Consider the following 25,273-nt stretch of genomic DNA (forward strand, 5'->3'; position numbering starts at 1 on the left):
TTTCTTATTTGTTTTCATTTCACTAAGTTAAATCTGACTAAAGCTAAGCCCACTTAATGGTCAGTTAACTTTAATACTAAACATTTAGTCCTAAAGATTCTATAAGTCTTATATCATCCTTGATTTTATTACCACAAGTAGTTAAATAATTTCCTGTTATGGTTGCATTAGCACAAAATTTCAAAGCAGCTTCCCCATTATTAGTTAATTGATTTCTACCAGCAGCTAATCTTATAGATGCTTGTGGGTTTATAAACCTAAATATAGACATTGTTTTTAGTATCTCATCTTCAGTTAGAGGAGCTAATCCCTCTAAAGGGGTTCCCTTCACAGGCATAAGTATATTTATAGGTATTGATGTTGCTTCAAGTTCCTTAAGCTCTAAAGCCATGTTTATTCTATCCACCAAAGTTTCTCCCATACCTATGATACCTCCAGAACATATCTTAAGCCCAACACTCTTCGCAGCTTCAATGGTTTCTATCCTATCATCATAACTGTGCGTTGAACATATATTATTATAATACCTTCTACTAGTTTCAAGGTTATGGTGATACATTTGGACACCTGAATCTTTAAGCTCAGCTAACTGCTTTCTCGATATTATTCCTATAGAGGCACATAATCCTAATGTGCTTTCCTCCGAAAGATTTTTATAGTAATTAGCTACCTTTTCAAAATCCTTTCCCTCAAGTCCTCTACCACTAGTTACAAGTGAAAATCTGTGGACTCCCTCTCTCTCATTTTCCTTAACTAATTCAATTATCTGCTCATAGCTTACTAAGGGATAAGAAGTTATTCCTGTGCTGTAATGAGCTGATTGTGCGCAGTACTTACAATCCTCAGAACAACTTCCGCACTTTGCATTCATTATAGAACATAAATCCACTCTGCTTCCACAAAAATACTCTTTAATATCTTGTGATGCCTTAAGTAGGATATCTAAATCTTCATCCCATAACTTAAAGGCATCCTCAAAAGTTAGAGAATATCCATCTTTTACTTTTTCACATAATTGAAATGCGTAATTCATTCTAAACCTCCACTAAACCTGATTTTCTTAATGCAGGTAGAAGTTTTAAGCAAATCAAAGCTATAATCACACTTTTCAATAAATCTCCACCTATTGTAGTCAAAAATCCAGCATAAAATACAAACCAAATAGTTGCTGGCTTTGCTAGATAAAAATTCATTATTATATAAAAATAGATAAGTCCAATAGTATAGATAAAGAAAAGACCTGCTAGACTTGCACCGAAAATATTGAAAAAGTTTATCTTTTTTAGTCTCTCTGTAATTAGTCCAATAACAAAGGCTCCTACTATAAAACCAATAAGATATCCGAAAGATGGTTTAAAAATATAGGTCAATCCTCCTCCTTGTGTGAAAATTGGAAGTCCAGATAATCCAAGTGCAACATAAAGAATCTGTGAAAATGCTCCTAGTCTTGAGCCTAATAGTATTCCTGCAAAAGCACAGAAAAAATATTGAAGGGTTATTGGAATATATGGGATAGGAATTTTAATAAATGCTCCTATAGCTGTTAGTGCAGTAAATAATGCAACTAAAATCATATCCTTTGCTCTTAATTTCATACTAATTCTCCTCTACAAATAATATTTAATATAAGTATATTTTTTATGATAATGTTCCATACCAAATTTGTCAACTAAACCTATTAGTTAGGTTTACAATTAGCATAAAGCAGACTTCTCTGGTTTACTTTAAATAATATAATACCTGTAAACCCAAATTTTTTCAAAGACATCTAAAACCTATACCACTTTTCTCATTCATTATATATTAGGTAAACCCGCTAAAAAATAAATAAAGGGTTATCTTAAACGATAACCCTTAACTAAACTTCTTATTTGTTTATGTACTCTTTTATTAAATCTTTCACAACTTCTGATGCCATTATTATTCCTGATACTGGTGGAACGAATGATATACTTCCTGGTATTTGTCTTTTAGCAGAACATTTTTTTGTTCCTCCTGTGCAAACACATCCAGTTTTACAAGTTACTACATCATCTACCTTTGGTTTTAGTGGTTGCTCCTCTGAATAGACTACTTTAAGCTTCTTAACTCCTCTTCTCTTAAGTTCATATCTCATAACTTTAGCGAGTGGACAAACTCTCGTCTTATAGATATCTGTAACTTTAAATTGAGTTGGATCAAGTTTATTTCCTGTTCCCATAGAACTAATAAGCTTAATATTCTTCTGCTCACAGAATACAGCAAGAGCAATCTTAGCTGAAACTGTATCTATGGCATCAACTACATAATCTACATCATCTGTTATTATTTCAGGAATGTTATCTTCAGTTACAAAAACTTGATGAGTTATAACATTGCACTTTCTGTTTATAGAAAGCACTCTTTCCTTCATAACTTCTACTTTGTTCTTACTGATGGTATCAAAGGTAGCATGTATTTGCCTATTTAAATTAGTTAAACAAACTGTATCATCATCAACTAATATTAATGTTCCAACTCCTGATCTTGCAAGAGCTTCTACTGTAAAGCTTCCAACGCCTCCTACACCAAACACCATAACCTTGCTATTTCTTAATTTATCTAAAGCTTCTTTTCCAATAAGAAGTTCCGTTCTTGATAATGGATGTTGTATCATTTGATTACTCTCCTTTTATCATATATCACTCTAATTTAGCTTTTATTAATCTTTATTATAATATACCACAAATAACTTTTCTACAACAGCTAATTGATAACCCACCTCAGCTCCCTGATATTATTTACATAAATGTGATTAAATGTTAATATATTCCTTATATAATACTTTTTGAGGTGATTAAATGACTTGGCGAAATATAAGAATTTTTAATTGCATATTAGATTTAGAAGAAGAAGTAGTAGATACTAAGAAAATAGGAATTCTGAATTCTATAGGTGCTATATTATTATACATTCTTATTTCAGCATTACTTTTTCTCGCATCCTTTATAGGTTCTACATTATTTTATTCATTATTTGGGAAAAACATCTTAAATATTAAAGGGTACGGAATAATGCCCTTCATTATTCAATTTATTATTGCGCTACTAAGTATATTTATATTATATAAAACTTTTACTTTTAGAACTCATAGGTCATTTCTAACAAAAAAGTTTTCTTATATAGATTTATTAAGTGTGTTTCTTATAATATTAGGTTTTAGGCTGTTTTTTGATGGATCCTTAAATCATATTACATCCCATCTTCCTGTACCAAAATTTATAGAAGAAAGCTTTGACAGTTTATTTGGAAACACAACTTCGGCTATATTAATAACCATATTAGCAGCTCCCTTAGAGGAAGAATTCTTATATAGGGGAATAATACTTAATGGACTTTGCAAAAAATATTCTCCTAAAATAGCTCTTATTATATCTTCATTAGTCTTTGCTGTAGCACACTTAAACTTACCTCAAGGAATTAATGCTTTCTTATTAGGATTACTCTTAGGCTACTTTTATATTAAGACTAAATCTATCATTCTTTGTATGTTTTGTCATGGAATAAACAATCTTATAGCCATACTTCCAATATGGTTTGTAGATGATTTATCTAGAGACTATATGATATTATTTTCTTTAATATTTACAACTTGCGGAATATATCTTATGAAAATAGGATTTGAAATAATGTCTTTGGATAATAGGGATGGAATCTAAATAAAACTAATCATGCATCAAACTTGCTCAGGTCTAACGAGATTTCCCTTTGTTAAATTACATAAAAATAATATACAGAAATACTACCTTTAAATAATAATTGTTTGAGTATAAAATCTCTTTTGGGTATAATTAAGTAGAAATTTTTGAAATGGAGGAATACCAAATGATAATCGGAATAATTGGAGCTATGAGCGAAGAACTTGAAATACTTTTAAAGGACATGAACTTAAAAAAGTCTGAAACTAAGGCAAATATGACATTCCATGAAGGTAACCTTTGGGGTAAAGATGTAGTTGCAGTAGTATGTGGAATAGGTAAGGTTAATGCAGCTATATGTACTCAAATTCTTATTAGTGAATATAATGTAGATAATATTATAAATGTAGGCGTTGCTGGAGGAATAGGCAAGGATATATACCCTGGAGACGTAGTTATAGCTGATTCTCTTGTACAACATGATGTAGATACTACAGTTTTTGGGGATAAGTATGGTCAAATTCCAAGACTTGATACTTTTGACTTCAAGTGTGACTCTAAACTTATAGAAGTTGCACAGCAAGCTTGTAAAGAGCTTTCTGAGATAAAGAGCTTTACTGGAAGAATCGTTACTGGAGATCAATTCATTGCAAGTATAGAAAAAATTCAATGGCTTGCTTCAGAGTTCGAGGCTTTTGCTTGTGAAATGGAAGGCGGTAGCATAGCCCATGTTTGTTACTTAAATCAAGTTCCTTTTGTTGTAATTCGTTCAATATCAGATAATGCAAACAATGGAGCTCACATGGATTTCCAAAAATTCATACCAATAGGTGTTAAAAACTCAACTACAATTCTTAAAACTATGATAGAAAAAATGTAGTCAAAAGCCTCACAGCAATGCTGTGAGGCTTTTATATTCTCGATGTCTTATTAATTTTATTATGTTAACTTATGAATAAACAACCCACTTCTTAGTTTAGGCTCAAACCAAGTAGATTTTGGAGGCATCACTTCCCCAATATCTGCTATGTCCATAATATCTTCTACTGTTGTAGGATATAAGGAAAAAGCTACCTTCATATCATTGTTTGCTCTCTTTTCTAGCTCCTTTAACCCTCTAATACCTCCAACAAAGCCTATTCTTTTATCCGTTCTTTCATCCTCTATCCCTAAGACAGGATAAAGTAGGTTCTTTTGAAGTATCGAAACATCTAACCTTTCTATTGGATTTTCTTCATCAAAAGTACCTTCCTTAGATTCAAGCTTATACCATTTTCCTTCAACATATAGTCCAAAAGTATGTTTGGCTTCTGGTCTATAAGGTTCGTTATTACTTCTAGGGAAAATATAAAAATTCTCTTCCACCTTTTCAAGAAACTTTTCTAACTTAAGACCATTCAGGTCCTTCACTACTCTGTTATAGTCCATAATTCTTAAATGGCTATCAGGGAATATAACAGAAAGAAAAAAATTAAATTCTTCTTCTCCTGTATAATTTGGTTTTTCTTCCCTTCTTAGTAATCCAACTCTCGCCGCTGAGGCTGCTCTATGATGACCATCTGCAATATAGAGATATTGCACCTTCTTAAAAAGAGCTGTTAATCTATCAACAACATTTTTATCATCAATGACCCAAGCTGTATGACCTATACCATCCTCTGCCACAAAGTTATAAACAGGTTGTCTTTCTGTCCATTCATCAATAATTTCAGATATATTATGCTCTTCTCTATAAGTCAAGAAAATAGGCCCTGTATTAGCATCGCAGTAATTTACATGGTTTATTCTATCTTGCTCCTTATCTGGTCTAGTATGTTCATGTTTTTTTACCCTATTATTTATATAATCATCAATTGAAACACAAGCAACAAGTCCAGTTTGACTTCTACCATTCATTGTCTGTCTGTATACATATAAACATGGTTTTTTATCTTCTATAAATACTGATTTTTCAATCATGTTGTGAAGAATCTCTCTAGCCTTTTTATATACGGATTCATCATAAATATTTACAGAGTGTGGTAAATTTACCTCAGCCCTATCTACATGAAGAAAAGAATATGGATTATCTTTAACCATCTCTCTTGCTTCTTCAGAATTCATAACATCATAAGGAAGTGCCGCAACCATATGAGAAAGTTCTTTCGTAGGTCTAACTGCTTTAAATGCCCTTATTGTAGCCATGACTATTACCTCCAATACAAAAACTATATATAAAGGACATCAGCCTTTCATATTATTAAAAGCTGATGTCCTTTACTATAAACTAATATCAGCTATACAATAGACACAAATTTATAAATAAAGAGTTCAATTTGTGTATCTCTATTCGTGTGAAAGCTTAAAGAAATCATTTATTAAACTAACTACTTCTGCTCCTATTCTTTCCTGAGCTTCTTTAGTAGCTGCCCCTATATGAGGAGTTACACTTACTCTTGGATGATTTAAAAGCTTATCATTATGAGTTGGTTCCTCTTCAAATACATCTATTCCAGCACCAGCTAATTTTCCACCGCTTAGTGCTTCAAGTAAAGCATTTTCATCAACAACCTTTCCTCTTGAACAATTTATTATATAACTACCATCCTTCATTATAGATAACTCTTTACTTCCAATTAAAGATCCTGTTAATTCATCGTAAGGAACATGAATTGATATAAAATCTGATTCTTTTAACAACTCTTCAAATTTTCTATACTCATATTGATTAAGATCATTTATAGCACCTAGTCCATCAAAGTAAATTACTTTCATACCAAGAGCTGATGCTTTTTTACTGAGTTCTCTTCCTATTCTTCCCATGCCTATTACTCCAAGAGTCTTCCCATTAAGTTCTATGCCTTTATATTTCTTTTTATTCCACTCACCTTTTCTCATAGTAACATTAGATATATTTATAAACCTCGCTAAGGCAAACATGTGTCCTAAAGCTAACTCAGCTACAGAAGAAGAACTGGCATTGGGAGTATTCATAACTTGTATACCATTTTCTAAAGCGTAGGCTACATCAATATTATCTACACCAACTCCACCTCTTATTATTAACTTAAGTCTTCCTTCCGTTCTTGCCTTATCTATAACATCCTTCTTAATTTTTGTAGCTGATCTTATTACAACAACATCGAAGTCTCTAAGTATAACCCCAAGCTCCTCTTGAGAATAATACTGTTCTACTACTTCAAAATTTAAGTCTCTAAGCTTTTCTATAGCTTCTTTTTCAAGTCCATCTGTCACTAAAATTTTATACATTCACTCTCCCCCTTATATTTCTGTTATTAGAAATTCATCATTGTAAATTACAGAAATTAATACTGTGTGGCATAAAATATCTAACAGTGCCTTATATATAAACGACTTCATAACTGAACTTATATTTCAGAAAACAGTATTGCATTTGAATCTATTTGTTGTCATTTGACAAAATGGAATCTGACTAAAACTGAATAGCTCATATGTCTATTCAATTTTATTTTTTCTAAATTCATTAAGGATTGAAGTTGTTTATATTTACTTTAAGCTAAGAATATCATTAATATTTTCAAGTAGGTTTTTAACATCCTCTACGGTACAGTCTGCCATATGAGCTATTCTAAATGTTTGATCTTTAAGCTTTCCATAACCATTAGAAATCTGTAATCCTCTATTACCGAGCTCCTTATTTAGTGCTCCAACATCAATTCCTCTAGTATTCTTAATATTTGTTAGAGTGTTAGACCAACAACCCTTTTCAGGAAATACTTCAAAATATTCCTCTGCCCACTCTCTAACAATCTCTGCCATATCTATATGTCTTTTAAATCTATTTTCTAATCCTTCTTCATTTAAAATATAATTAAGTTGATAATCTAGTGCGAACATATGTGAAATTGAAGGGGTTGAAGGATATTGATAGTTCTTCTTCTGAATATATTTATATAGAGCAAGCAAATCTAAGTATGTTCCTCTGAACTGAACTTTTTCAGCTCTTTCTTTTGCTTTTTCAGAAAATGTACAAATTGAAAGTCCTGGAGGCAAACCTAATGCCTTTTGAGTTGAAGTTATACAGATATCTATTCCTAACTTATCTACTTCAATTTTAGTTCCTCCTGCAGAACTTACCGTATCAACACAGAAAACTACTTCTGGATATTTTTTTATTACTTCTGCGATTTCCTCAATAGGATTCATAACCCCTGTAGAAGTTTCATTATGAGTTATAGCTATTAGGTCATACTTTCCTGTAGCTAATGTCTTATCAATCTCTTCAGCTTTTAGTGCCTTTCCCCAAGTAGATTCAAACTTATCTGCAGGTACATTATTATTTAGCGCCATGTCGTACCATCTATTTCCAAAAGCTCCAACTGAAAATACAGCAGCTTTTTTTAGTGTACATGATCTAATAGCACCCTCCATAAGGCCACTTCCTGAAGTAGTTGAAAGAAGAATTTCACTATCAGTATAAAATACTTTTCTTAAATTATCACTTATTCTTCTTTGTAACTCTGAGGCTTCCTTTCCTCTGTGGCCTATCATAGGTCTTGACATTTGTTTAAGAACATCTTCTCTTACCTCAACCGGACCAGGAATAAATAACTTTTTGTGCATAAAAACCCCCCTAATATACTTTATAATACCATTGTTATTTATTATCTATTAATTTTATCACCATTAAATTACATATACAACATTAATTAGAAATTTTTCAAATTTATTAACACTATAAGACATGCCTTATAGTGTTAATAAGACTGAAAAGGCATCGAACCTTTCATTACTTATTCAGATTTTAATTTGTAAAACGACGGCAAATAAACTTCTTAATAATCACCAAAATAAAAAAGCTTTGGTACATAAAATATCCAAAGCTCTCATACTAATACTATAAAAATTATTTTCAACACACTTCGTGTTATTCATCTCCACCTTATAAGATGGGAGTAATTCACTCATAATTATACTAATACCTTATCGAATAAACTTACTTAGCATTTATTATATTTAAAATCTTAACATAAGGTAAATCTTCTTACTTAGTTTGTTTTAATCATTATCTTCATAGCATCAAATAAATCCTTAGCGCATTTTCCTTTTATAAAATTACTACAGTTATTACAACTTTGTGCTAATGAACCCATACTCATAATTGACGTTGCACTTCTTGGATTATAACCAATGCAATTTTGTCCAATTATACTTTTCAACTCACTATAATACATATCATTACTCCTGATTATGATTTTTTTACTTTTAGTATTTACCAAAAAATTAGTTTATATTCAATCGGAACATAATTGTTTTTAACAAAATTCACTTATCAGAATGATAGCAAATAGCATAAGAGCTACTTAGATAAAGTCTTCAATGATATTAATAATAAATAACGTAGTAAATTTAGTAATCTAGTTGATAAATATCAGAATACTTTTTATTTAGGTATTCTATAAAATACTTAGCTGTTAATTCTTGCCCTGTTATAATTTTTATCAGTTCTGCAGGCTTATAAACAGAACCATACTTATGAACATTATTATTTAACCACCTATGGATTACACCCAAATTACCATTTTCTATTTCTTCATAAATATTAGGTAGATCTTCTAACATTTTATTAAGCATTTGTGCTCCATAAAGATTTCCAAGCGCATAACTTGGAAAATATCCAAAAGAACCATCTGACCAATGCATATCTTGTAATACTCCTTCTGAATCATTAGAAGGTTCTACCCCTAGATATTCCTTATATTTTTCATTCCATACTCTCGGAAGATCCTTAACTTCAATGATACCATTAATAAGTGCTTTTTCAATCTCATATCTTATAATAATATGCAGACTATAAGTTAACTCATCTGCTTCTGTTCTAATAAGTGATGGTTCTACAATATTTATAGCTTTATAAAAGTCTTCAAGAGATATATCCCTAAATTGAGGAAATCTCTTTTGAGCTTCAGGAAAAAAAACCTTCCAAAAACCCTTACTTCTTCCTATAATATTTTCATAGAATCTTGATTGTGACTCATGTATTCCCATAGAAACTCCTGTAGCAAGACCAGTACCTATAAGTTCATCAGGAATATCCTGTTCATAAATAGCATGGCCTCCTTCATGTATAGAACTAAACAGAGCGCTTCTAAAATCATACTCATAATAATGAGTAGTTATTCTTACATCCCTATTTCCAAAGTTTATAGTAAAAGGATGCACACTTTCATCTATTCTACCAGCCTGAAAATCATAACCCATTTCTTCAAGAATGAATTTACCAAATTCCTCTTGATCCTCCTTTGTAAACTTTTCTTTTAGAAAGGAATCCTCTATCTTAATCTTACTACCTTTCACTTTATTTAATAATTTTACTATAGCATCTCTAAGTTCTCCGAATACCTCATCAAGTCTTTTAACAGTTATTCCTCTTTCATAATCATCTAATAAACAATCATATTTATTATCAATATAACCCTTATACTCAATAAACTCTCTTTGAAAGTCAACAATCTTTTCTAAATGAGGTCTAAAAATTTCAAAGTCACCTTTTTCTTTAGCTGCTTCCCATGCAGCTTCAGATTTAGAACAAGCTATTACAAATTCTTTATATCTATCCTCAGGAATCTTTTTTACATCTTCATATTTTTTCTTTAATTCATTAATCATAGCTTTTTCAACTACAGTAAGCTGATCCATATAACACTCAAAAAAATCTATAAATCTTTTCACCTTATTACTAGTAGCCAGTTTATAACCTTCTGATGAAAGATATCCTATAAGCTCTGATCTTTGCTCTACTGCCTTTTTAGGCATTCCTACTCTCATATCCCAATAAATAATTCCTGTTGCTTGATCCAAAAGTTCCATATTTTTTATATAATTCTTTAATTCCTGTAGCTTTTGTTTAACCTTCATAAATCCCCCCCCTTTTTTAACTCATTACCCTACAGATATTTATTATTAATCTCCATAAATATCTCTACCGTCGTCTTCTCGTTCTTCATCAAAAATCAAAATTGATTCTGTTTCTCTGCAGTATTTAACACATATACATTGCCCTAAATTTCTTGGACATTCTCTACATAAGCAATTCTTTTCATTACTATCACATTTATTATTTTTATAATCTGGACAATGCTTACAGTTTATCTTTGTGCCTCTTGTCATATCCTACCTCCAAAGTGCAAATTACTTTTATTATATCATCATATTAAGTTAAGCTAAAGTTAGGGTTACTTTCCAAAAATAACAAAAACGGGCATGGTTAATCAACCAATACCCTAAAAACTCTTATATTGAGACATTATTGTATACTTATACTTATGCAACTTCCTGATCCAATATTAATTTAGGAATATAATATTTAAAAGCTACAAAAAATGCAGTAGAAATTAATAAAATAGCATTAAACATCAATTTTCCATCTTCTATAGAAATACCTTTAAAAAAGATTGTTAAAACAGATGATATTGTAAAGGCAATTAAATAGCTAATAGTTACTCTTGTAGATATATAAACTATACTACTAACTAAATTAAAATAATAATTTTCATTAATCTTGTCTTTTCTAACTTTCAAATAAACTAAATAACCTAATAAAAGTAGAAGAACAGAAAAAAGAATTATAACTATGCCAATCATTACTTGAATTGTTATAGGTAATGATTCTATTCTATAGTCATGTGTGGTATTTATTATTAATTTATCTACTAAACCTGCATTAATAAAAGAAAGAATATATTTTAAAAACACTAATTTTTCACTTATAAAAATGGTCGTTGCACCCAAAAGTAAAACTATAACTTCTAAGAAAAACAGAGGAAATAACACGGCTAAAAGATTTTCCTTAAAAAACATATTGGCAGAAAATACTACGCTACACCCAAAAAGAGCAAAGGATAACTGAATAAAAAAGAACATAAACACTGAATCTTGCCCTACATTTCCTAAAGTATTAAAAAAATAAAAACCTTTTTTATATACTATCAACTTAACTAAAAAAACTAAAAATAATCCTATTGTTGTAGAAGTTATAACTGCCAAATACTTAGTAAAATATAAAGCTAATTTTTTATCTTCATTTTCAGTAAAAAAAGTACTAGTCTTATCTTTAAAGAACATAGATACCACTATTCCATAAATTAGGTACATAAGTAAAACTTTTAATGTATTAATTGATAAAAATTTATTTATAATCTCCTTACCCCCAAGGATATTCTTTATATTAGGCGGATTTGCTACATATAATATCATTTTATGTGTATTTGTAAGGAAAAAAGCTGTAATAAAAACAATAAAAGTTGCTAAAATTATTTGTACACGATAACTTTTCAAATATTGCTTAAAACCCAACTTAACCATCCCCTTTTATTACTTATATATTTAATCTCTACCACACACTTATTTTATTGAAATTTTTACCATATACCATTAATTAATTATACCATCTATTTTCATTATTTGTAAATTTATTGCTATATTTAACAGTTTTAAGATTAATTTTACAAAAACTCTATACTAAGTACTAAAATTTTAATCTTAAAAGTAATTTTATGCTTTTTAATTTAAAAAACTTTACATAATAACATATTTTTTTAATTTATATATAATTATTGCTGTAAGAGAAATTTTGCACTTTTCCTAAATATATTCTTATGAAAATCCAAGTATGATCTGCATTATTTTCTATATTTCACTGCTATTTATAAAATAAAAAGAAAACAGGTGTGCTGTTTAGCCACCTGTTTTCTTATTACTGTGATTTCATAAAGTGAGATCTGGCTCAAATTTAATAGGCTAGATACCTATTAAATTTTATTTCCGTTAATTGTTTAATATTTAAATTTGGTTACCTTTAGTAAGCTCAATTTCTGATCAACTTTATTAAATTTACTTAACTATAAAATATAAAACATAGTACTATAGTTTTAAACCTTACACTACTAAAGTGGCGTGATTCATAGGTAGTCTCTCCTATTAGAAAGAAATTTACTAAGCTATCAGTTCCTAGAGTTCTATATCAATTAACTATAGAAACAATCTAAATACTACCAAAAAAATAACTCCTGGAATGCCAAAAAATCCTGCAATTAATGCTGTAATAGGATTTATGCCAATAGTAAAATTAAAAAATGTTCTTGTTATGTAGTTTGTTATAAAAAGCAAAATTACTCCTAAAACACCATTAGCAACAAGCTTTAGGAGAATTTTAAATGGCCATGAGAATACCCTAACTAAAATTATTAATAAAAATATTCCCACAATTGAATAGGTTAATACATCCATTTCCCTCATCCCTTTACACCATTCTATAATATACAAATCTACAATTTAGCTTAGAAATTTCTAAAAAACACTGAAACTTGAGCTTATCTGCTCTCTTTTCACTAAATGAATCTAACTAAAAGTTAATAGACTATATACCTATTAACTTTGTCTTCTAAACTTCATTACAGATTGAACTTGTATGTGTTTACTTACATTGATTTAGAAATATATATTCATAGCCTATCTTTATGCCTTTTTTTCTTGCCTCTGTTAATAAATATTCGTATCTTGTCCTAGCAGCCTGTTCAGAATAGATTGCAAATTCAATAAGTTTTGGATCACTTACATAATCAAATATTTCTCTAATCTCATTAAGTTGTATTCTTGCTTCTTCAATCTGATTAAGTAAATCCTGTTTTTCCTTTGAATCATCTATTCTATTCATAACATATTCAATAATAAATTTTTTATTCATAAACTCCTCCAAAATATGTTTTTTATATTATTAACATATTTTAGGTGTTATATTCCTTCTCTTTCTTTACACAATAAAAAGGTACCAATAAATACCTTAGTGTAAAATAATAATCTTTTATGATTAATTACTATTGTCAAATTTCCTTTCTTCCTTCAAGGGCTTTTGAAAGTGTTACCTCATCAGCATATTCTAAATCTCCGCCAACGGGAATTCCTGCAGCAATTCTCGTAACCTTCACATCTAAGGGTTTTAAAATCTTAGATATATACATAGCCGTTGCTTCACCCTCTATAGTAGGATTAGTTGCAACTATAACTTCTTTTATATCTCCAGACATTCTTGCTACTAATTCTCTTATTCTAATATCTTGCGGGCCTCTACCTTGCATTGGAGAAATATTTCCATGAAGTACATGATAAACTCCATTGAATTCCTTTACCTTCTCCATAGTCATTATATCCTTCGGTTGCTCCACTACACAAATAACAACCTTCTCTCTACTAGGATTTGAGCATATGGCACAAGGATCTTTGTCCGTATAGTTTCCACAAATTGAACAATACTTTATAGTTCCTCTTGCCTTCACAAGTGCATGAGCAAATTCTTCTACCTCTTCCTTGGGGAGGTTTAATATATGTAAAGTTAATCTCTGAGCTGTTTTTTGTCCTATACTTGGTAACTTTGCGAATTCTTCTATTAACTTTTCTATAGCAACTGGATAAAACTCCATTATTCTTCGCACTTCCTTTCTAATATTTTAGGCATACAGAGAACATCAATTCACTGTATGCCTAAATAAACTACATTATTTTATATAACTAAAAAGCAACTTAGAACATTCCTGGTATATTTAATCCACCAGTTAATTTACCCATCTTATTTGCTGATTCCTCCTCAGCCTTTCTTAAGGCCTCGTTTACTGCTGAAAGAATTAAATCTTCTAGCATTTCAACATCATCTGGGTCAATAACTTCTGGCTTTATAGCTATACTTGTAACTTCTTTTTTACCGTTAGCCTTAACCATAACAGCTCCACCACCAACTGAAGCTTCAAACTCTGTATTTTCAAGCTCTTTTTGCACTTCTTCCATTTGTTTTTGAAGCTTTTGAGCCTGCTTTATCATATTGTTCATGTTTCCTCCGCCGAGACCACCTGGGAATCCGCCTCTTGCCATTTGCTAATCCTCCTTAATTTAAAATCTCTATTTATTATATAGTATTTTTTATTTCAATACTATATCCCTATACTTATTATTATGTGCAAAAATAAAATTTGTTTATTATTCATCTAAAATTTCTAAGATATCTTCTCCAAGGACATTAATTAACATTTCTTCTGTAGAGTTTTTTTGTACTTCATTCTTATTTACCCTATATTTTACTTTTACTTTATCTCTTAATACTTCAGAGAAAACATCATTTATTAACTTAATATTATCGCCTTTTTCCAGTCTCACCTTATTAAAAGCATACTGTTCTTCATATTCTACCTCTATTACTCCATTATTACAAGCAACTGGCTTTCCTGTAACCAGAGACGCATAGATAACCATACATCTTCTAGCCTTAAAACCTTCTAAAATATCTTTCCATGCTCTCTTGATGTCGTCTAATGTTATTGAAGAATGTTCATTATGTTCTAAAGAATCACTTGAAGCAAGTTCTTCTGCTTCATTAGTTTTTGCAATACTCTTTCCTGATGAACCCTTTGACGTGACTTCCTGTACTGATGATACTTCCCCATCAGATTTGGGCTGAGTCACTCTTATTTTGCCACTTTTAATAATCTCCTCAAGCTTATTAATTCTTGCAAGAAGCACTTCTTTAGAAGTATCATACTCTATTTTGCACATCTTTATGACTGCAAGTTCAAGATATAGTCTTGCCTGCTTACTCATCTTAGCATTATCTTCTGCTTCCTGAAGAATCCGTATAGCTCTCATTATCTCCTCTATTCTTACCCTTGAAGCTTGTTGCTTTATAATTTCTATATTTTCAAGAGACATATCTAAAACTTCCTCTGGATTGTTTGTAACCTTTACCATTAAAAGATTTCTGTAATGCGAAATCAAATCTTTTATAAAAATATGTATGTCCTTTCCTGAAAACGTAATATTCTCTATTATGTTCATTGTTTTTTCAATATTTCTTTCAATTATAGTATCCGTAATATTAAACAAATACTCATTTGTTACAAGCCCAAGCATTGATATTAGCTGTTCATAATCTACTTTACCATCCCCCATAGAAATGGCTTGATCTAGTATACTTAAAGAATCTCTCATAGCTCCATCTGAAATTCTAGCAATAAGATTTAAACTTCTATCGTCAGCAAATACTCCTTGCTCTTTAATAATTCTTCTAAGTCTACCTGAAATATCATTAGTACTTATTCTCTTAAAATCAAACCTCTGACATCTTGATAGAATAGTTATAGGAAGCTTTTGAGGATCTGTAGTTGCTAGAATGAAGATAACATTTTTTGGTGGCTCCTCGAGAGTCTTAAGAAAGGCATTAACAGCACCTTGAGAAAGCATGTGTACTTCGTCCATTATATAAACCTTATATCTTGCTTCTTGAGGTGGATACTGTACATCATCTATAATATCTCTTATTTTATCTACTCCATTATTTGAAGCTGCATCTAGTTCTGTTATATCTATTGCTAAACCATTGTTTATTTTTTTACACATATCACATTGATTACAAGGTTCTCCATCCTGCAAGCTTAAACAATTTAAAGCTTTAGCCATAACTTTTGCAGTAGAAGTTTTTCCTGTGCCCCTTGTTCCACAAAAAAGATATGCATGGGCAATTCTATCGTTTAATATCTGATTTTTTAGAGTAGTAGTTATATGCTCCTGACCTACCACATCCTCAAAACGTCTTGGTCTCCATTCTCTATATAACGCTGTATAAGCCAAGGCCTTCACCTTCCCAACTTCCTAAAATCTTATAGTTATCTATCATTATTATACATCAAATAAATCATTTAAACCAAATGAAATATAATCCTAGAAAATGTATTAGAATTAAAATAAAATTCTAATTGTTAACTCACTCTAAATCATTATAACCTAAATGCATTTACTATTTATTATAAGTTATTTCCTAGAAAATAACTTAACTATTAATGCAAGTATTCCTGAAGTAATAAAAGGACCTACAGGTACCCCCCCTAAAAAGGCTGCTGCAATAACTGCTCCTAAAATTAAAGCTGGCATTATATCGCTATGACCTTGGACTGTTAAGAATTGAACTCCTAATCCACTTAAATATGTAGTCAGCAAAGAAAGTAATAATGCAATTATACCCTTCCAAGAAGTAAAAGACTTTAACAAATCATTATAATTAATATTCCCCTTAGCAATAGGAATTAAAATTGCAGCAATAAGTATTACTAACCCTGAAAAAACCCCTTTATCCTGTATAAAAGGAAAGATATAGTTATCAAAGTGCAAAATTTTTATAATCAATAATATACAAGTAGCTAAAGCTACTGAATCAGCATGTCCAACCATAGAGACTATTAATATTATCCCAAGCACAATAGAAGATTCCACTCACTATTCCCCCTATAACAATTAATTTATTAATATTCCTTAACTTACTTTAAAATATATTAAATCATCATAAAAATATTACATAATAACCCACTTAAATAATAATAAAATAATCACTATTACGATAAAACCACTTAATAATTATAGAAAGCACTTAAAATAAGAGTTATTATGATAATATAAAATTATAGACTACAAATATCACTCTAAAATTAATATGGAGGTGGAATTATAATGCTATCGATAATAGTAGCAGTAGCCCAAAACGGAGTTATAGGAAAAAATAATGACCTTATTTGGCATCTTCCAGAGGACTTAAAGAGATTTAAGAAAATCACTCAAGGACATAAAATAATAATGGGAAGAAAAACCTTTGATTCTCTGCCAGGAGTACTTCCAAACAGACATCATATAATACTTACAAGAGATAAAAATTTTACTATAGATGATACTAATATAGAAGTTGTTTATTCTGTGCAACACATTATAGAAACATATAAGGATACCGATGAAGAAATATTTATTATTGGTGGAGGTGAAATATATACTCAACTTCTTCCACATACTAATAAACTATACTTAACTAAAGTAAAAAAAGATTTTGAAGGGGATACACATTTTCCTGAAATTAATTTTGATGAGTGGAAGGTAGTTGATAGACAAATCGGTGTTGAGAATGAACAAAATAAGCTGCCTTATGAGTTTCTAATTTTAAGCAAGTAAAATAAAGATGTATTACTACATAAATTAGTACAAACTTAGCCCCTACATTTTTAAAATATAGGGGTTTCTAATTAATCTAAAAGATTATCATTTTCAATAAACTAAATTTTTACTAAGGTGGTAAACTATCACTATTAGTTATATTTTACTTTTTCAAATGTTATCAATAAAAAAACCTTTCAGATTTCTCTGAAAGGTTTAATATACTTGGTAATGTCGTGCACCCCACCTCGACAATAGCCTATGAGCGTTACCCATGCAGTTAGCTCGGGCCAGGTTGCTCCACGGCACACGAGAGGGACCGCTTATCGCTGCTTCCTTCCGGACCTGACGAGGTTCACGGGCTCTCGTTGCGTGGGACCCAACCGTCAACACCACTTACATGGGGCAGAGCCTCACAGGCTAAGGCCTCAATGGGGGATTCAACCCTGCTGTAGCGGATTGCAGGTACAGGGCACCGCTAACTCCCCGTCTAGCACGACAAATGGCGGAGAGAGCGGGATTTGAACCCGCGGTAGAGTTTCCCCTACACACGCTTTCCAGGCGTGCTCCTTCAACCACTCAGACATCTCTCCATATTAGCGACTTTTTAATACATCTCAACCGTTACTAACGGTTCAAAGCTTATTTACTTGTCACGATATTTATTATAATAAATAATACGCAACATTTCAAGTGATTCTTTTATCAATTTAAAAGGAAACATAGGATAATTGTTCCCGAATTAGATAAATTATTTTGATTTCTATTTCTCACTTTAGGATTTTTTTTAATTATTCTATATCCTTGTGACATCACAAAAGGAATACTATGTAAATTAATCATTCTTTATATAAGCTCATTGATATAACTTTAAATAAAAATATATACTGTGTTATCTTACATTAATTTATGTAAAAATAAGCTCCTATCAATAAAAAGAAGCAGCTCTAGAGGCTGCTTTAAATCATACAAATATACCATTTTTTCTTTTTGCTATCATTAATATAAATATTAACCCTAAAATTATACCAGCAATGCTTACAAGCTGAGCTGTTCTTAAACCCATAAAATATAAGCTATCTGTTCTTAAGCCTTCTATAAAGAATCTTCCTATTGAATATAAAATCATATAACTAGATATAACAATTCCTTTACTCTTTTCTTTTCTTTTGTGTAGAATTAATATAAGTATCAAACATATTATTAGGTTCCAAATAGATTCATATAGAAAAGTTGGATGATAATACGTGCCATCTATATACATTCCCTTTTGTATAAAATCAGGAAATCTACTTATAAAATCATAAGATACCTTACCACCATGAGCTTCTTGATTGAAAAAGTTTCCCCATCGTCCTATAGCCTGAGCCAATATTATGGAAGGTGCAGCTATATCCACATACTGTAGAAAATCCATCTTCTTACTTTTAGTGTATATGTAGGCTGCTAGAAATGCAAAAATTATCCCTCCATGAATCGCCAATCCACCCTGCCTTATGTTAATTATCTCCAAAAGGTTATTCTTGTAGTAATCAAATTCAAAAACTACATAGTATAATCTTGCACCTATTATAGCTATTGGAAAAGCTATAATAAAAATATCTATAAAATTATCGAAGCTTATCCGTTTTCTGCTACAATTCCAATAAGCTAAAACTAAAGCAGCTAAAACTCCCAAAGATATCATAATTCCATACCATCTTATATCATAACCAAAAATACTAAATGCCACTTGATTCAAATACTTCTCCCCCTTTAGTTTTATTTAAATTATTATACATTAGATATGTGTAATTTTATTGATAAATATGTGAACTCTTATTAACACTTCTACAGTTATTATAAAACATAATTTCCCACAAAAACAAACTGAATTTTTAATAAAATACAGAATTATTTGTCTTTAATTATAAAATAAATTATTAATTTTAAAAAGCATACCTTGATAATCTATCAAAAAGATATGCCTTAAAACAAAATATATATTTTTTATTATTATTTGATAATATATTAATATCATTCTTGATAAATATATAGATTATTAGGTTTATCCATCTTCTTTAAGGAAGCTACATCAATTTTAGGCACTTCAACTATCTTCCTATCCTCTAAAACTTTAGTTTTTCCTATAGTTCCTCTCAGTTGAACCCACTGTTCATTAAGATTTACTTCTAAATTTCCACTACATTTTATACCTATAACTTGAGCGTCAGCAGCGCAACAGCTCATAACCATTCTAGCAATTATAAATTCATCTTTTTTCATAGATGGAGTTTTATAAACCATACCTTCTACTATAACTTCTCTTCCTATAAAACCGCTTAGATTCTTTTCTATATCTTCAAGATAGCAGTAGAAATTTTCCTCTCTTAGTTCTATTACCCCTTGAGGAATTTTCTCATTATGATGATGTTTATCACCAATATCTTTCCAATAACTTTTTGTAGATAACTTAATACCCTTAGATGCAATATTGCTTGCACTAATATCTTCTCTACTCACAGTTCCAATCATAATAAGTGCACCCAAAAATACTATAATCCCTTTTTTTATTCCTCCCCTATCAGGTATAGTAAATATCATTGGAACTTGAGCAAGAGATAGCAACACCAATACTACAATAGAAAATATAAGATATTTTGTCATCTTAGGGTGAATCAAATTAAAAATAATAGAAGTTTTTAAAAGATAAAAAATGGTTAATGCCATAAGCAATAGAAACAAAAGCCACAGGAACTCATTTAAATTAAATTTTCTCATGCTACATCACCTCTCTATATGATTACACAACAAGCTATAAAACAAAGAGAAAAAATGCAGAATATAAGCTTAACTACAAAACTCTTTTTAAAAGCAGAAAAAAGCATAGCTGCATTTTTAACATCAACCATTGGTCCTAAAAGTAAAAATGCCATAACTGGTCCCAAATTTAAGCTTCCAAGAAAAGTACTTGCTATAAAAGCATCCGCCTCTGAACAAAGTGATATAAGAAATGCAAACATCATCATTATCCATATTGATAAAACAGTATTGCTTCCAAGAGCTAGTAACTTGTCCCTTGGAATAACAACTTGAAAAAAAGAAGCCACTGCTGCTCCTATGATTAGAAATCTTCCGATTTCATAAAGCTCTTTAGAGGTATGATTTAATATAGAAAGATATTTTGATTTTTTATTTAAGTATCCACTACAACCACAACTACAGCTGTCATTTACAAATAAAGAATTATTCTTTAATACACTTTCTGTACCATTTAATATATCTACTAAATATCCAACTACTACAGCAATTAGCAGTCCAAATAAAGCCCTGTAAGCTACTATTTTTCCACTTCCATTGAAAGCATAATATGTTGACATAAGGACTACAGGGTTTATGATTGGGGCAGCAAGCATATAGGCTAAAGCTATATTTAGTGGTACACCTTTTCTTATAAGTCCTCTTGCAATAGGAACAGTAGCACATTCACACACTGGAAAAATTAAACCTAAAAGTGCTGCTGCTACACCACCTAATAACTTATTATTAGGTGTAACCCTTTCTATCATTTCATTATTTAAAAAGGTCTGCATAAATGCAGAAACTAATGCTCCTATAAGGATAAAAGGAAGTGCTTCTAATATTATGCTTGAAAATATTAGAGAAAAACTTTCAAGAACTCCTACAAAGTTATCCATATAGTCCTCTCCTTAGATTTTCTTTTTAATTATTGAACAATTTTTTAAACTATCTATCATAGTATAGGTAAAGTCAGATTTTAAAATATTAGCATGAAAATTGAGTTCTTTGATCTTATCAATAATGTCTTTTGCAATAGCTTCACTAATTTTAGAACAGTTGCTTACTATTATTAAGTCTGCTGCCTGTATATTGGGAAGGATTAAAGAAGCCATATTTTTAAAAAACATGTTAAATGTACATCCATCAATTATCGTGATTATTGCAGTTACTTTAACATATTTTTTAATTTGTTTTGAATTTAAAAACAAAAGTAACTTATCTAAGCTACAAACTCCATTACTCTCAATTATTAACCTATTAGGAGCATAAAACTTTACTGCCCTAAGAAATTCATTCTCTTTAAGTTCATAGTTGCTTGCGAATTGTTTTACTACAATATTCTTATCACTTGTAAGCTCTTCACTTATGATACCCTTTCCTTTCTCACACTGAAATATTATAATTTCTTCATTCTTTTTTTTCGATATCTTTAAAAAAGAATTTATAAAAGAAGTTTTTCCCGATCCTAGAAAACCTGTAACAATTTCTACCCCTGTCCTCCTAAACATAAATCCCCCTAGAACACTGCTTATTCATTACTATTACTTAAACAACAATCTACTTATTGTATGACTTCATAAAAATGATAACTATATAATATTACCTTTAACCTAAGAATAGCCTTTTTATTTCCTCTTTTCTAAGCTTACTTCCTATAACACAGAGTCTTCCCGTATAATCCGACGATATAGGTTTTATTTGAATTTCATTAGGTACATAATCAAATTGAACCCATCCTTCATTCTTTACTTCTATAATTCCCTTCGCCCTTACTATAAGACCATATTTTTCTTCATCTTTTAAGTTATCCAATATGATTTGTAAATCTTTTTTCATAAATATCTTAGGGGTTTCTGCTCCCCAAGTATCAAAAATATCTGATGCAAGTTTACTTGAATCTCTAGATTGAGATCTTATTACATGTGTTGTATTAAGAGATTTTCTTACAAGGTTTACTTCCTTTAAAATATCCTCAAATCTATTTTCTCCAACTTCTAAAATTCTTTTTGAAGTTAACTTATCCCAGGGAGTTGTTATTATAGAACAGCACGGATTTATCTTTCTTATAGCCATAGCCGCATAAGTAACTTGTCTTTCAGAAGCGAGTTGTGTTCTACTTAATACTATAGTTCTTGCATTAGCTATCTGATTAGTGTAAAAATCACCAAAGTTTGTTATATATGCGTCAAAATTTTGAATATCTATCACTACAACTTGAAGATTTACCTTTAGATTTTTTATACAATCCACTGCTCTTACAGAGCTTATTACCTGAGATAATTTTGCTACTCCTGAAGGTTCTATTATAATTCTGCCTGGATTATACTTTTTTACTATATCCTCTATAGCAGTCCTGAAATCTCCTACAATAGTACAACAAATACATCCAGAAGTTATCTCCTTTACTTCTAGATTTTCTCTTCTCAATAAGTTTCCATCTATACCGACTTCTCCGTATTCATTTTCAATAATTACAATCTTTTCTTTATTAAGTTCTTCTTTTATAAGTTTTTGAATCAATGTAGTCTTTCCTGCTCCAAGAAAACCAGAAATTATATCAATTTTCATTTAAAATTCCTCCTTAATTATAGAGCTACGAAATTGTGTTTTTTATCTTTAGTAATTATATTCACTTAAATTTAGGATTAATACTAAATAAAATTTAATAGGCATCGAGCCTATTAAATTTGAGCTAATTTACTTTGTGAAATTAGCTCAAATAAGTTGTTTTACACTACTTATTTGTAATAGATACAGATAGGATGTGCCTAATTGAAGATAAATTGTATAATATAAAATTGTTTGTCTTTAATAAAAAAATACAGTGATAATAGATAATTTCTAAAACCACTGTAAAACAAACACAAATTGTAAACATAAATTTATCATCAACTTACCTTTGAAATCCTAATATATTACTACTCCTCATCATCTTCTATTACAAAAGGAACTGAAATAACAGATATATTCTTACTTTTAATAAGGGTACTTCTTATAAAAAATGCGGTTTGATTATGTAATATATTTCCCCACCAATGTCCAACAACAAATTGAGGTATGACAACTGTGACTATGTCGTGCTCTTTAGTAGGAAATTCTTTTGATTCAATATAACTTAATAAAGGTTCAACAATTTCTCTATATTCTGATTTTGTAACTATTAAAGGTATATCCATTTTATACTTTTTCCATTTCTCTTCTAAAACCTTTGTTTCTTCATCACTGACAGAAACATGAAAAGCCGTTATATCATTAGAAAGACATTTTGCATAATTTATAGCCTTTATAACAGATTCATTTAAACCTGCAATAGGTATTATAAATCTCCTAATGGTATCACAATCAAACTTAGGAAAATAATTGTTCTCAAGACTTAATTGCTTAGCTACTTTTCTATAATGTCTATTTATCCATTTCATTACTGTTATAAGTAATGGTAACAAAACAAATATAAGCCAAGCACCATGGGTAAACTTATTGATTGCTATTATAATTGCTGTTATAAAAGTTATTAAAGCACCAAATCCATTTATTGAAGCTCTTATAATCCAACCGGTAACTTTACTTCTACTTCTGTACCACTTTACAACCATACCTGTTTGAGAAAGGGTAAAAGATATAAACACCCCAACTGCATAAAGAGGTAATAAGAAGTGATTCTCTCCTCTAAACAGTATTACCAAAGTAGCTGCTGCTACAGAAAGAGCAATTATTCCATTGGAATAACTGAGTCTATCTCCTCTTTTACCAAGTTGCCTTGGAGCATATCCGTCTCTAGCTATGAATGAAAGTAGAAGAGGTAAATCTGAAAATGCGGTATTTGCCGCCATTATCAAAATAAGAGTGGTAGCCAATTGCATTAAGTAAAATAGTATCCCTCCCTTGCCAAAAACCTGCTCAGCAATTTGAGATATAACAGTCTTATCTAGACTTGGTACAGCGTGATAAATTGTTGAAAGATAAGAGACCCCCCCAAATATAACTACAATTATTAAAAACAATAATGATAATACGGTTTTGGCACTTTTTGTAGCAGGTTCCTTAAAGTTTGGAACTCCATCACTTACTGCTTCTATACCAGTAAGTGCTGTACAACCTGATGAGAAAGCTCTTAATAGTAAAAGTATTGAAACATCAGTCATACTACTAGATACTCCCGTTACTGGTGGAGATACATATCCAAATACATAAAACTTTATTAATCCATAAACTATCATAAGTAAACACATAAATAGAAAAAAATAAGTTGGCACACTAAAGATTTTTGCTGATTCACTAATACCTCTTAAATTCCCTATAGCCATAAGCAATACTATAAGAAGTGTTATTGTAATCTTAAATGGCAGCAATGCCGGAAAAGCTGAAGTTATAGCAGCTACCCCTGCTGTGGCACTTACTGCTACTGTTAGAATGTAATCTATTGTTAAGGATGCTGCTGCAATAAGACTTGGTGTTGTTCCTAAGTTATCCTTGGAAACTATATAAGATCCTCCTCCCCTAGGATAACTTTCTATAGTCTGTCGATATGAAAAAATTAAAATACTCAAAAGCACTACTATAGAAATAGTTACATAAAAAAGATATCTATATGATAATAATCCTATTGCAGGTATTAAGACCCACAGTATTTCTTCACCAGCATAAGCTACAGATGAAATTGCATCACTCGATAATATAGGAAGACCCTTAAAAACACTATATTTTTCATGATGAATTTGTGAAGTCTTCAAAGGTTCTCCAATTATATATTTTTTTATGTTTATTGGCACTTTCATCACCTCTTTCTTATTATAGTATTGCTATTTTTTTTAATTTAATAACTAGAAAACGTATTCTTTAATTGGCTTTAGCTCTTATTG

General features: G+C 30.3%; 25 protein-coding genes, 1 tRNA gene and 1 other RNA gene. 3 read left to right on the forward strand and 24 right to left on the reverse strand.

From position 1 onward, the window contains the following. Window positions 1-76: 76 nt before the first annotated feature. The 3 genes from bioB to CPJCM30710_RS09925 all read right to left on the reverse strand — a co-directional run bounded on the left by bioB (window position 77) and on the right by CPJCM30710_RS09925 (window position 2,635). Window positions 77-1,033: a biotin synthase BioB gene (gene bioB / locus CPJCM30710_RS09915; protein WP_212904021.1), complete on the reverse strand. Its 957-nt coding sequence runs from the start codon at window positions 1,031-1,033 to the stop codon at window positions 77-79. A gap of 1 nt (window position 1,034) precedes the next feature. After that, entirely contained in the window at window positions 1,035-1,595 is a 561-nt protein-coding gene (locus tag CPJCM30710_RS09920; RefSeq protein WP_212904022.1) for a biotin transporter BioY, read from the reverse strand. A 272-nt stretch (window positions 1,596-1,867) separates the two neighbouring features. Next, window positions 1,868-2,635 carry a tRNA threonylcarbamoyladenosine dehydratase gene (locus CPJCM30710_RS09925; RefSeq protein ID WP_212904023.1) on the reverse strand — a complete coding sequence of 256 codons (768 nt, stop codon included), beginning with the start codon at window positions 2,633-2,635 and terminating at the stop codon, window positions 1,868-1,870. Between the two features lie 184 nt (window positions 2,636-2,819). On the opposite strand from CPJCM30710_RS09925, the gene CPJCM30710_RS09930 reads away from it, so the two are divergent. Beyond that, a complete protein-coding gene (locus CPJCM30710_RS09930; protein ID WP_212904024.1) occupies window positions 2,820-3,677 on the forward strand; it encodes a CPBP family intramembrane glutamic endopeptidase in 858 nt (285 codons plus the stop codon). A 166-nt stretch (window positions 3,678-3,843) separates the two neighbouring features. Beyond that, window positions 3,844-4,536, forward strand: a complete 693-nt coding sequence (locus CPJCM30710_RS09935) for a 5'-methylthioadenosine/adenosylhomocysteine nucleosidase (protein ID WP_212904025.1) — start codon at window positions 3,844-3,846, stop codon at window positions 4,534-4,536. A gap of 59 nt (window positions 4,537-4,595) precedes the next feature. Here the strand turns inward: CPJCM30710_RS09935 and CPJCM30710_RS09940 are convergent, their stop codons facing one another. From CPJCM30710_RS09940 to CPJCM30710_RS10000, 13 genes are all read right to left on the reverse strand, one after another. Further along, on the reverse strand, window positions 4,596-5,840 hold the full coding sequence (locus tag CPJCM30710_RS09940) for a DUF1015 domain-containing protein (RefSeq protein ID WP_212904026.1): 1,245 nt from the start codon (window positions 5,838-5,840) through the stop codon (window positions 4,596-4,598). Between the two features lie 141 nt (window positions 5,841-5,981). Next, window positions 5,982-6,905 (reverse strand): D-2-hydroxyacid dehydrogenase, encoded by a 924-nt coding sequence (locus tag CPJCM30710_RS09945; protein WP_212904027.1) that lies wholly within the window; start codon window positions 6,903-6,905, stop codon window positions 5,982-5,984. A 258-nt stretch (window positions 6,906-7,163) separates the two neighbouring features. Continuing rightward, a complete protein-coding gene (locus tag CPJCM30710_RS09950) occupies window positions 7,164-8,240 on the reverse strand; it encodes a pyridoxal-phosphate-dependent aminotransferase family protein (protein ID WP_212904028.1) in 1,077 nt (358 codons plus the stop codon). 425 nt (window positions 8,241-8,665) lie between these two features. After that, window positions 8,666-8,851 carry a hypothetical protein gene (locus CPJCM30710_RS09955; protein ID WP_212904029.1) on the reverse strand — a complete coding sequence of 62 codons (186 nt, stop codon included), beginning with the start codon at window positions 8,849-8,851 and terminating at the stop codon, window positions 8,666-8,668. Between the two features lie 175 nt (window positions 8,852-9,026). Then, window positions 9,027-10,535 carry a carboxypeptidase M32 gene (locus tag CPJCM30710_RS09960; RefSeq protein ID WP_212904030.1) on the reverse strand — a complete coding sequence of 503 codons (1,509 nt, stop codon included), beginning with the start codon at window positions 10,533-10,535 and terminating at the stop codon, window positions 9,027-9,029. Between the two features lie 45 nt (window positions 10,536-10,580). Continuing rightward, window positions 10,581-10,787: a hypothetical protein gene (locus CPJCM30710_RS09965; protein ID WP_212904031.1), complete on the reverse strand. Its 207-nt coding sequence runs from the start codon at window positions 10,785-10,787 to the stop codon at window positions 10,581-10,583. A 153-nt stretch (window positions 10,788-10,940) separates the two neighbouring features. Continuing rightward, complete coding sequence (locus CPJCM30710_RS09970; protein ID WP_212904032.1) at window positions 10,941-11,972, reverse strand: hypothetical protein; 1,032 nt, start codon at window positions 11,970-11,972, stop codon at window positions 10,941-10,943. Window positions 11,973-12,647: 675 nt separating this feature from the next. Beyond that, the gene (locus tag CPJCM30710_RS09975; RefSeq protein ID WP_212904033.1) at window positions 12,648-12,905 is read right to left on the reverse strand and encodes a pro-sigmaK processing inhibitor BofA family protein; all 258 of its coding nucleotides are present in this window, start codon (window positions 12,903-12,905) and stop codon (window positions 12,648-12,650) included. A gap of 187 nt (window positions 12,906-13,092) precedes the next feature. Next, complete coding sequence (locus CPJCM30710_RS09980; protein ID WP_212904034.1) at window positions 13,093-13,362, reverse strand: DUF2508 family protein; 270 nt, start codon at window positions 13,360-13,362, stop codon at window positions 13,093-13,095. A gap of 136 nt (window positions 13,363-13,498) precedes the next feature. Beyond that, a complete protein-coding gene (gene recR / locus CPJCM30710_RS09985) occupies window positions 13,499-14,095 on the reverse strand; it encodes a recombination mediator RecR (protein ID WP_212904035.1) in 597 nt (198 codons plus the stop codon). A 100-nt stretch (window positions 14,096-14,195) separates the two neighbouring features. Beyond that, window positions 14,196-14,540 carry a YbaB/EbfC family nucleoid-associated protein gene (locus CPJCM30710_RS09990; RefSeq protein ID WP_212904036.1) on the reverse strand — a complete coding sequence of 115 codons (345 nt, stop codon included), beginning with the start codon at window positions 14,538-14,540 and terminating at the stop codon, window positions 14,196-14,198. Between the two features lie 105 nt (window positions 14,541-14,645). Continuing rightward, window positions 14,646-16,289, reverse strand: a complete 1,644-nt coding sequence (dnaX, locus tag CPJCM30710_RS09995; protein ID WP_212904091.1) for a DNA polymerase III subunit gamma/tau — start codon at window positions 16,287-16,289, stop codon at window positions 14,646-14,648. A 180-nt stretch (window positions 16,290-16,469) separates the two neighbouring features. Beyond that, a complete protein-coding gene (locus CPJCM30710_RS10000) occupies window positions 16,470-16,928 on the reverse strand; it encodes a DUF441 domain-containing protein (protein ID WP_212904037.1) in 459 nt (152 codons plus the stop codon). A 234-nt stretch (window positions 16,929-17,162) separates the two neighbouring features. On the opposite strand from CPJCM30710_RS10000, the gene CPJCM30710_RS10005 reads away from it, so the two are divergent. Beyond that, a complete protein-coding gene (locus CPJCM30710_RS10005; protein ID WP_212904038.1) occupies window positions 17,163-17,651 on the forward strand; it encodes a dihydrofolate reductase in 489 nt (162 codons plus the stop codon). Between the two features lie 216 nt (window positions 17,652-17,867). Here the strand turns inward: CPJCM30710_RS10005 and ffs are convergent. The 8 genes from ffs to CPJCM30710_RS10045 all read right to left on the reverse strand — a co-directional run bounded on the left by ffs (window position 17,868) and on the right by CPJCM30710_RS10045 (window position 25,189). Next, window positions 17,868-18,132, reverse strand: an RNA gene (gene ffs / locus CPJCM30710_RS10010) — signal recognition particle sRNA large type. Window positions 18,133-18,136: 4 nt separating this feature from the next. After that, window positions 18,137-18,226, reverse strand: a tRNA-Ser gene (locus CPJCM30710_RS10015). A 371-nt stretch (window positions 18,227-18,597) separates the two neighbouring features. Further along, window positions 18,598-19,374, reverse strand: coding sequence for a prolipoprotein diacylglyceryl transferase (lgt, locus tag CPJCM30710_RS10020; RefSeq protein ID WP_212904039.1), 777 nt, complete (start codon window positions 19,372-19,374; stop codon window positions 18,598-18,600). A gap of 275 nt (window positions 19,375-19,649) precedes the next feature. Next, window positions 19,650-20,393 (reverse strand): TIGR03943 family putative permease subunit, encoded by a 744-nt coding sequence (locus CPJCM30710_RS10025; RefSeq protein ID WP_212904040.1) that lies wholly within the window; start codon window positions 20,391-20,393, stop codon window positions 19,650-19,652. Window positions 20,394-20,407: 14 nt separating this feature from the next. After that, window positions 20,408-21,310 carry a permease gene (locus CPJCM30710_RS10030; protein ID WP_212904041.1) on the reverse strand — a complete coding sequence of 301 codons (903 nt, stop codon included), beginning with the start codon at window positions 21,308-21,310 and terminating at the stop codon, window positions 20,408-20,410. 12 nt (window positions 21,311-21,322) lie between these two features. Next, entirely contained in the window at window positions 21,323-21,922 is a 600-nt protein-coding gene (locus CPJCM30710_RS10035; RefSeq protein WP_212904042.1) for a GTP-binding protein, read from the reverse strand. A 97-nt stretch (window positions 21,923-22,019) separates the two neighbouring features. Then, entirely contained in the window at window positions 22,020-22,982 is a 963-nt protein-coding gene (locus CPJCM30710_RS10040) for a CobW family GTP-binding protein (RefSeq protein WP_212904043.1), read from the reverse strand. A 350-nt stretch (window positions 22,983-23,332) separates the two neighbouring features. Further along, window positions 23,333-25,189, reverse strand: a complete 1,857-nt coding sequence (locus CPJCM30710_RS10045; protein WP_246503514.1) for an APC family permease — start codon at window positions 25,187-25,189, stop codon at window positions 23,333-23,335. Between the last annotated feature and the right edge of the window lie 84 nt (window positions 25,190-25,273).

It is taken from the genome of Clostridium polyendosporum, from assembly GCF_018332455.1.
GTDB lineage: Bacteria > Bacillota > Clostridia > Clostridiales > Clostridiaceae > Clostridium_AY > Clostridium_AY polyendosporum.

What these genes read in the sequence shown, in the direction of transcription:
- bioB (WP_212904021.1), bottom strand. Translation starts at nt 1,033, where the DNA reads ATGAATTACGCATTTCAATTATGTGAAAAAGTAAAAGATGGATATTCT.
- CPJCM30710_RS09920 (WP_212904022.1), bottom strand. Translation starts at nt 1,595, where the DNA reads ATGAAATTAAGAGCAAAGGATATGATTTTAGTTGCATTATTTACTGCA.
- CPJCM30710_RS09925 (WP_212904023.1), bottom strand. Translation starts at nt 2,635, where the DNA reads ATGATACAACATCCATTATCAAGAACGGAACTTCTTATTGGAAAAGAA.
- CPJCM30710_RS09930 (WP_212904024.1), top strand. Translation starts at nt 2,820, where the DNA reads ATGACTTGGCGAAATATAAGAATTTTTAATTGCATATTAGATTTAGAA.
- CPJCM30710_RS09935 (WP_212904025.1), top strand. Translation starts at nt 3,844, where the DNA reads ATGATAATCGGAATAATTGGAGCTATGAGCGAAGAACTTGAAATACTT.
- CPJCM30710_RS09940 (WP_212904026.1), bottom strand. Translation starts at nt 5,840, where the DNA reads ATGGCTACAATAAGGGCATTTAAAGCAGTTAGACCTACGAAAGAACTT.
- CPJCM30710_RS09945 (WP_212904027.1), bottom strand. Translation starts at nt 6,905, where the DNA reads ATGTATAAAATTTTAGTGACAGATGGACTTGAAAAAGAAGCTATAGAA.
- CPJCM30710_RS09950 (WP_212904028.1), bottom strand. Translation starts at nt 8,240, where the DNA reads ATGCACAAAAAGTTATTTATTCCTGGTCCGGTTGAGGTAAGAGAAGAT.
- CPJCM30710_RS09955 (WP_212904029.1), bottom strand. Translation starts at nt 8,851, where the DNA reads ATGTATTATAGTGAGTTGAAAAGTATAATTGGACAAAATTGCATTGGT.
- CPJCM30710_RS09960 (WP_212904030.1), bottom strand. Translation starts at nt 10,535, where the DNA reads ATGAAGGTTAAACAAAAGCTACAGGAATTAAAGAATTATATAAAAAAT.
- CPJCM30710_RS09965 (WP_212904031.1), bottom strand. Translation starts at nt 10,787, where the DNA reads ATGACAAGAGGCACAAAGATAAACTGTAAGCATTGTCCAGATTATAAA.
- CPJCM30710_RS09975 (WP_212904033.1), bottom strand. Translation starts at nt 12,905, where the DNA reads ATGGATGTATTAACCTATTCAATTGTGGGAATATTTTTATTAATAATT.
- CPJCM30710_RS09980 (WP_212904034.1), bottom strand. Translation starts at nt 13,362, where the DNA reads ATGAATAAAAAATTTATTATTGAATATGTTATGAATAGAATAGATGAT.
- recR (WP_212904035.1), bottom strand. Translation starts at nt 14,095, where the DNA reads ATGGAGTTTTATCCAGTTGCTATAGAAAAGTTAATAGAAGAATTCGCA.
- CPJCM30710_RS09990 (WP_212904036.1), bottom strand. Translation starts at nt 14,540, where the DNA reads ATGGCAAGAGGCGGATTCCCAGGTGGTCTCGGCGGAGGAAACATGAAC.
- CPJCM30710_RS10005 (WP_212904038.1), top strand. Translation starts at nt 17,163, where the DNA reads ATGCTATCGATAATAGTAGCAGTAGCCCAAAACGGAGTTATAGGAAAA.
- CPJCM30710_RS10025 (WP_212904040.1), bottom strand. Translation starts at nt 20,393, where the DNA reads ATGAGAAAATTTAATTTAAATGAGTTCCTGTGGCTTTTGTTTCTATTG.
- CPJCM30710_RS10030 (WP_212904041.1), bottom strand. Translation starts at nt 21,310, where the DNA reads ATGGATAACTTTGTAGGAGTTCTTGAAAGTTTTTCTCTAATATTTTCA.
- CPJCM30710_RS10035 (WP_212904042.1), bottom strand. Translation starts at nt 21,922, where the DNA reads ATGTTTAGGAGGACAGGGGTAGAAATTGTTACAGGTTTTCTAGGATCG.
- CPJCM30710_RS10040 (WP_212904043.1), bottom strand. Translation starts at nt 22,982, where the DNA reads ATGAAAATTGATATAATTTCTGGTTTTCTTGGAGCAGGAAAGACTACA.
- CPJCM30710_RS10045 (WP_246503514.1), bottom strand. Translation starts at nt 25,189, where the DNA reads ATGAAAGTGCCAATAAACATAAAAAAATATATAATTGGAGAACCTTTG.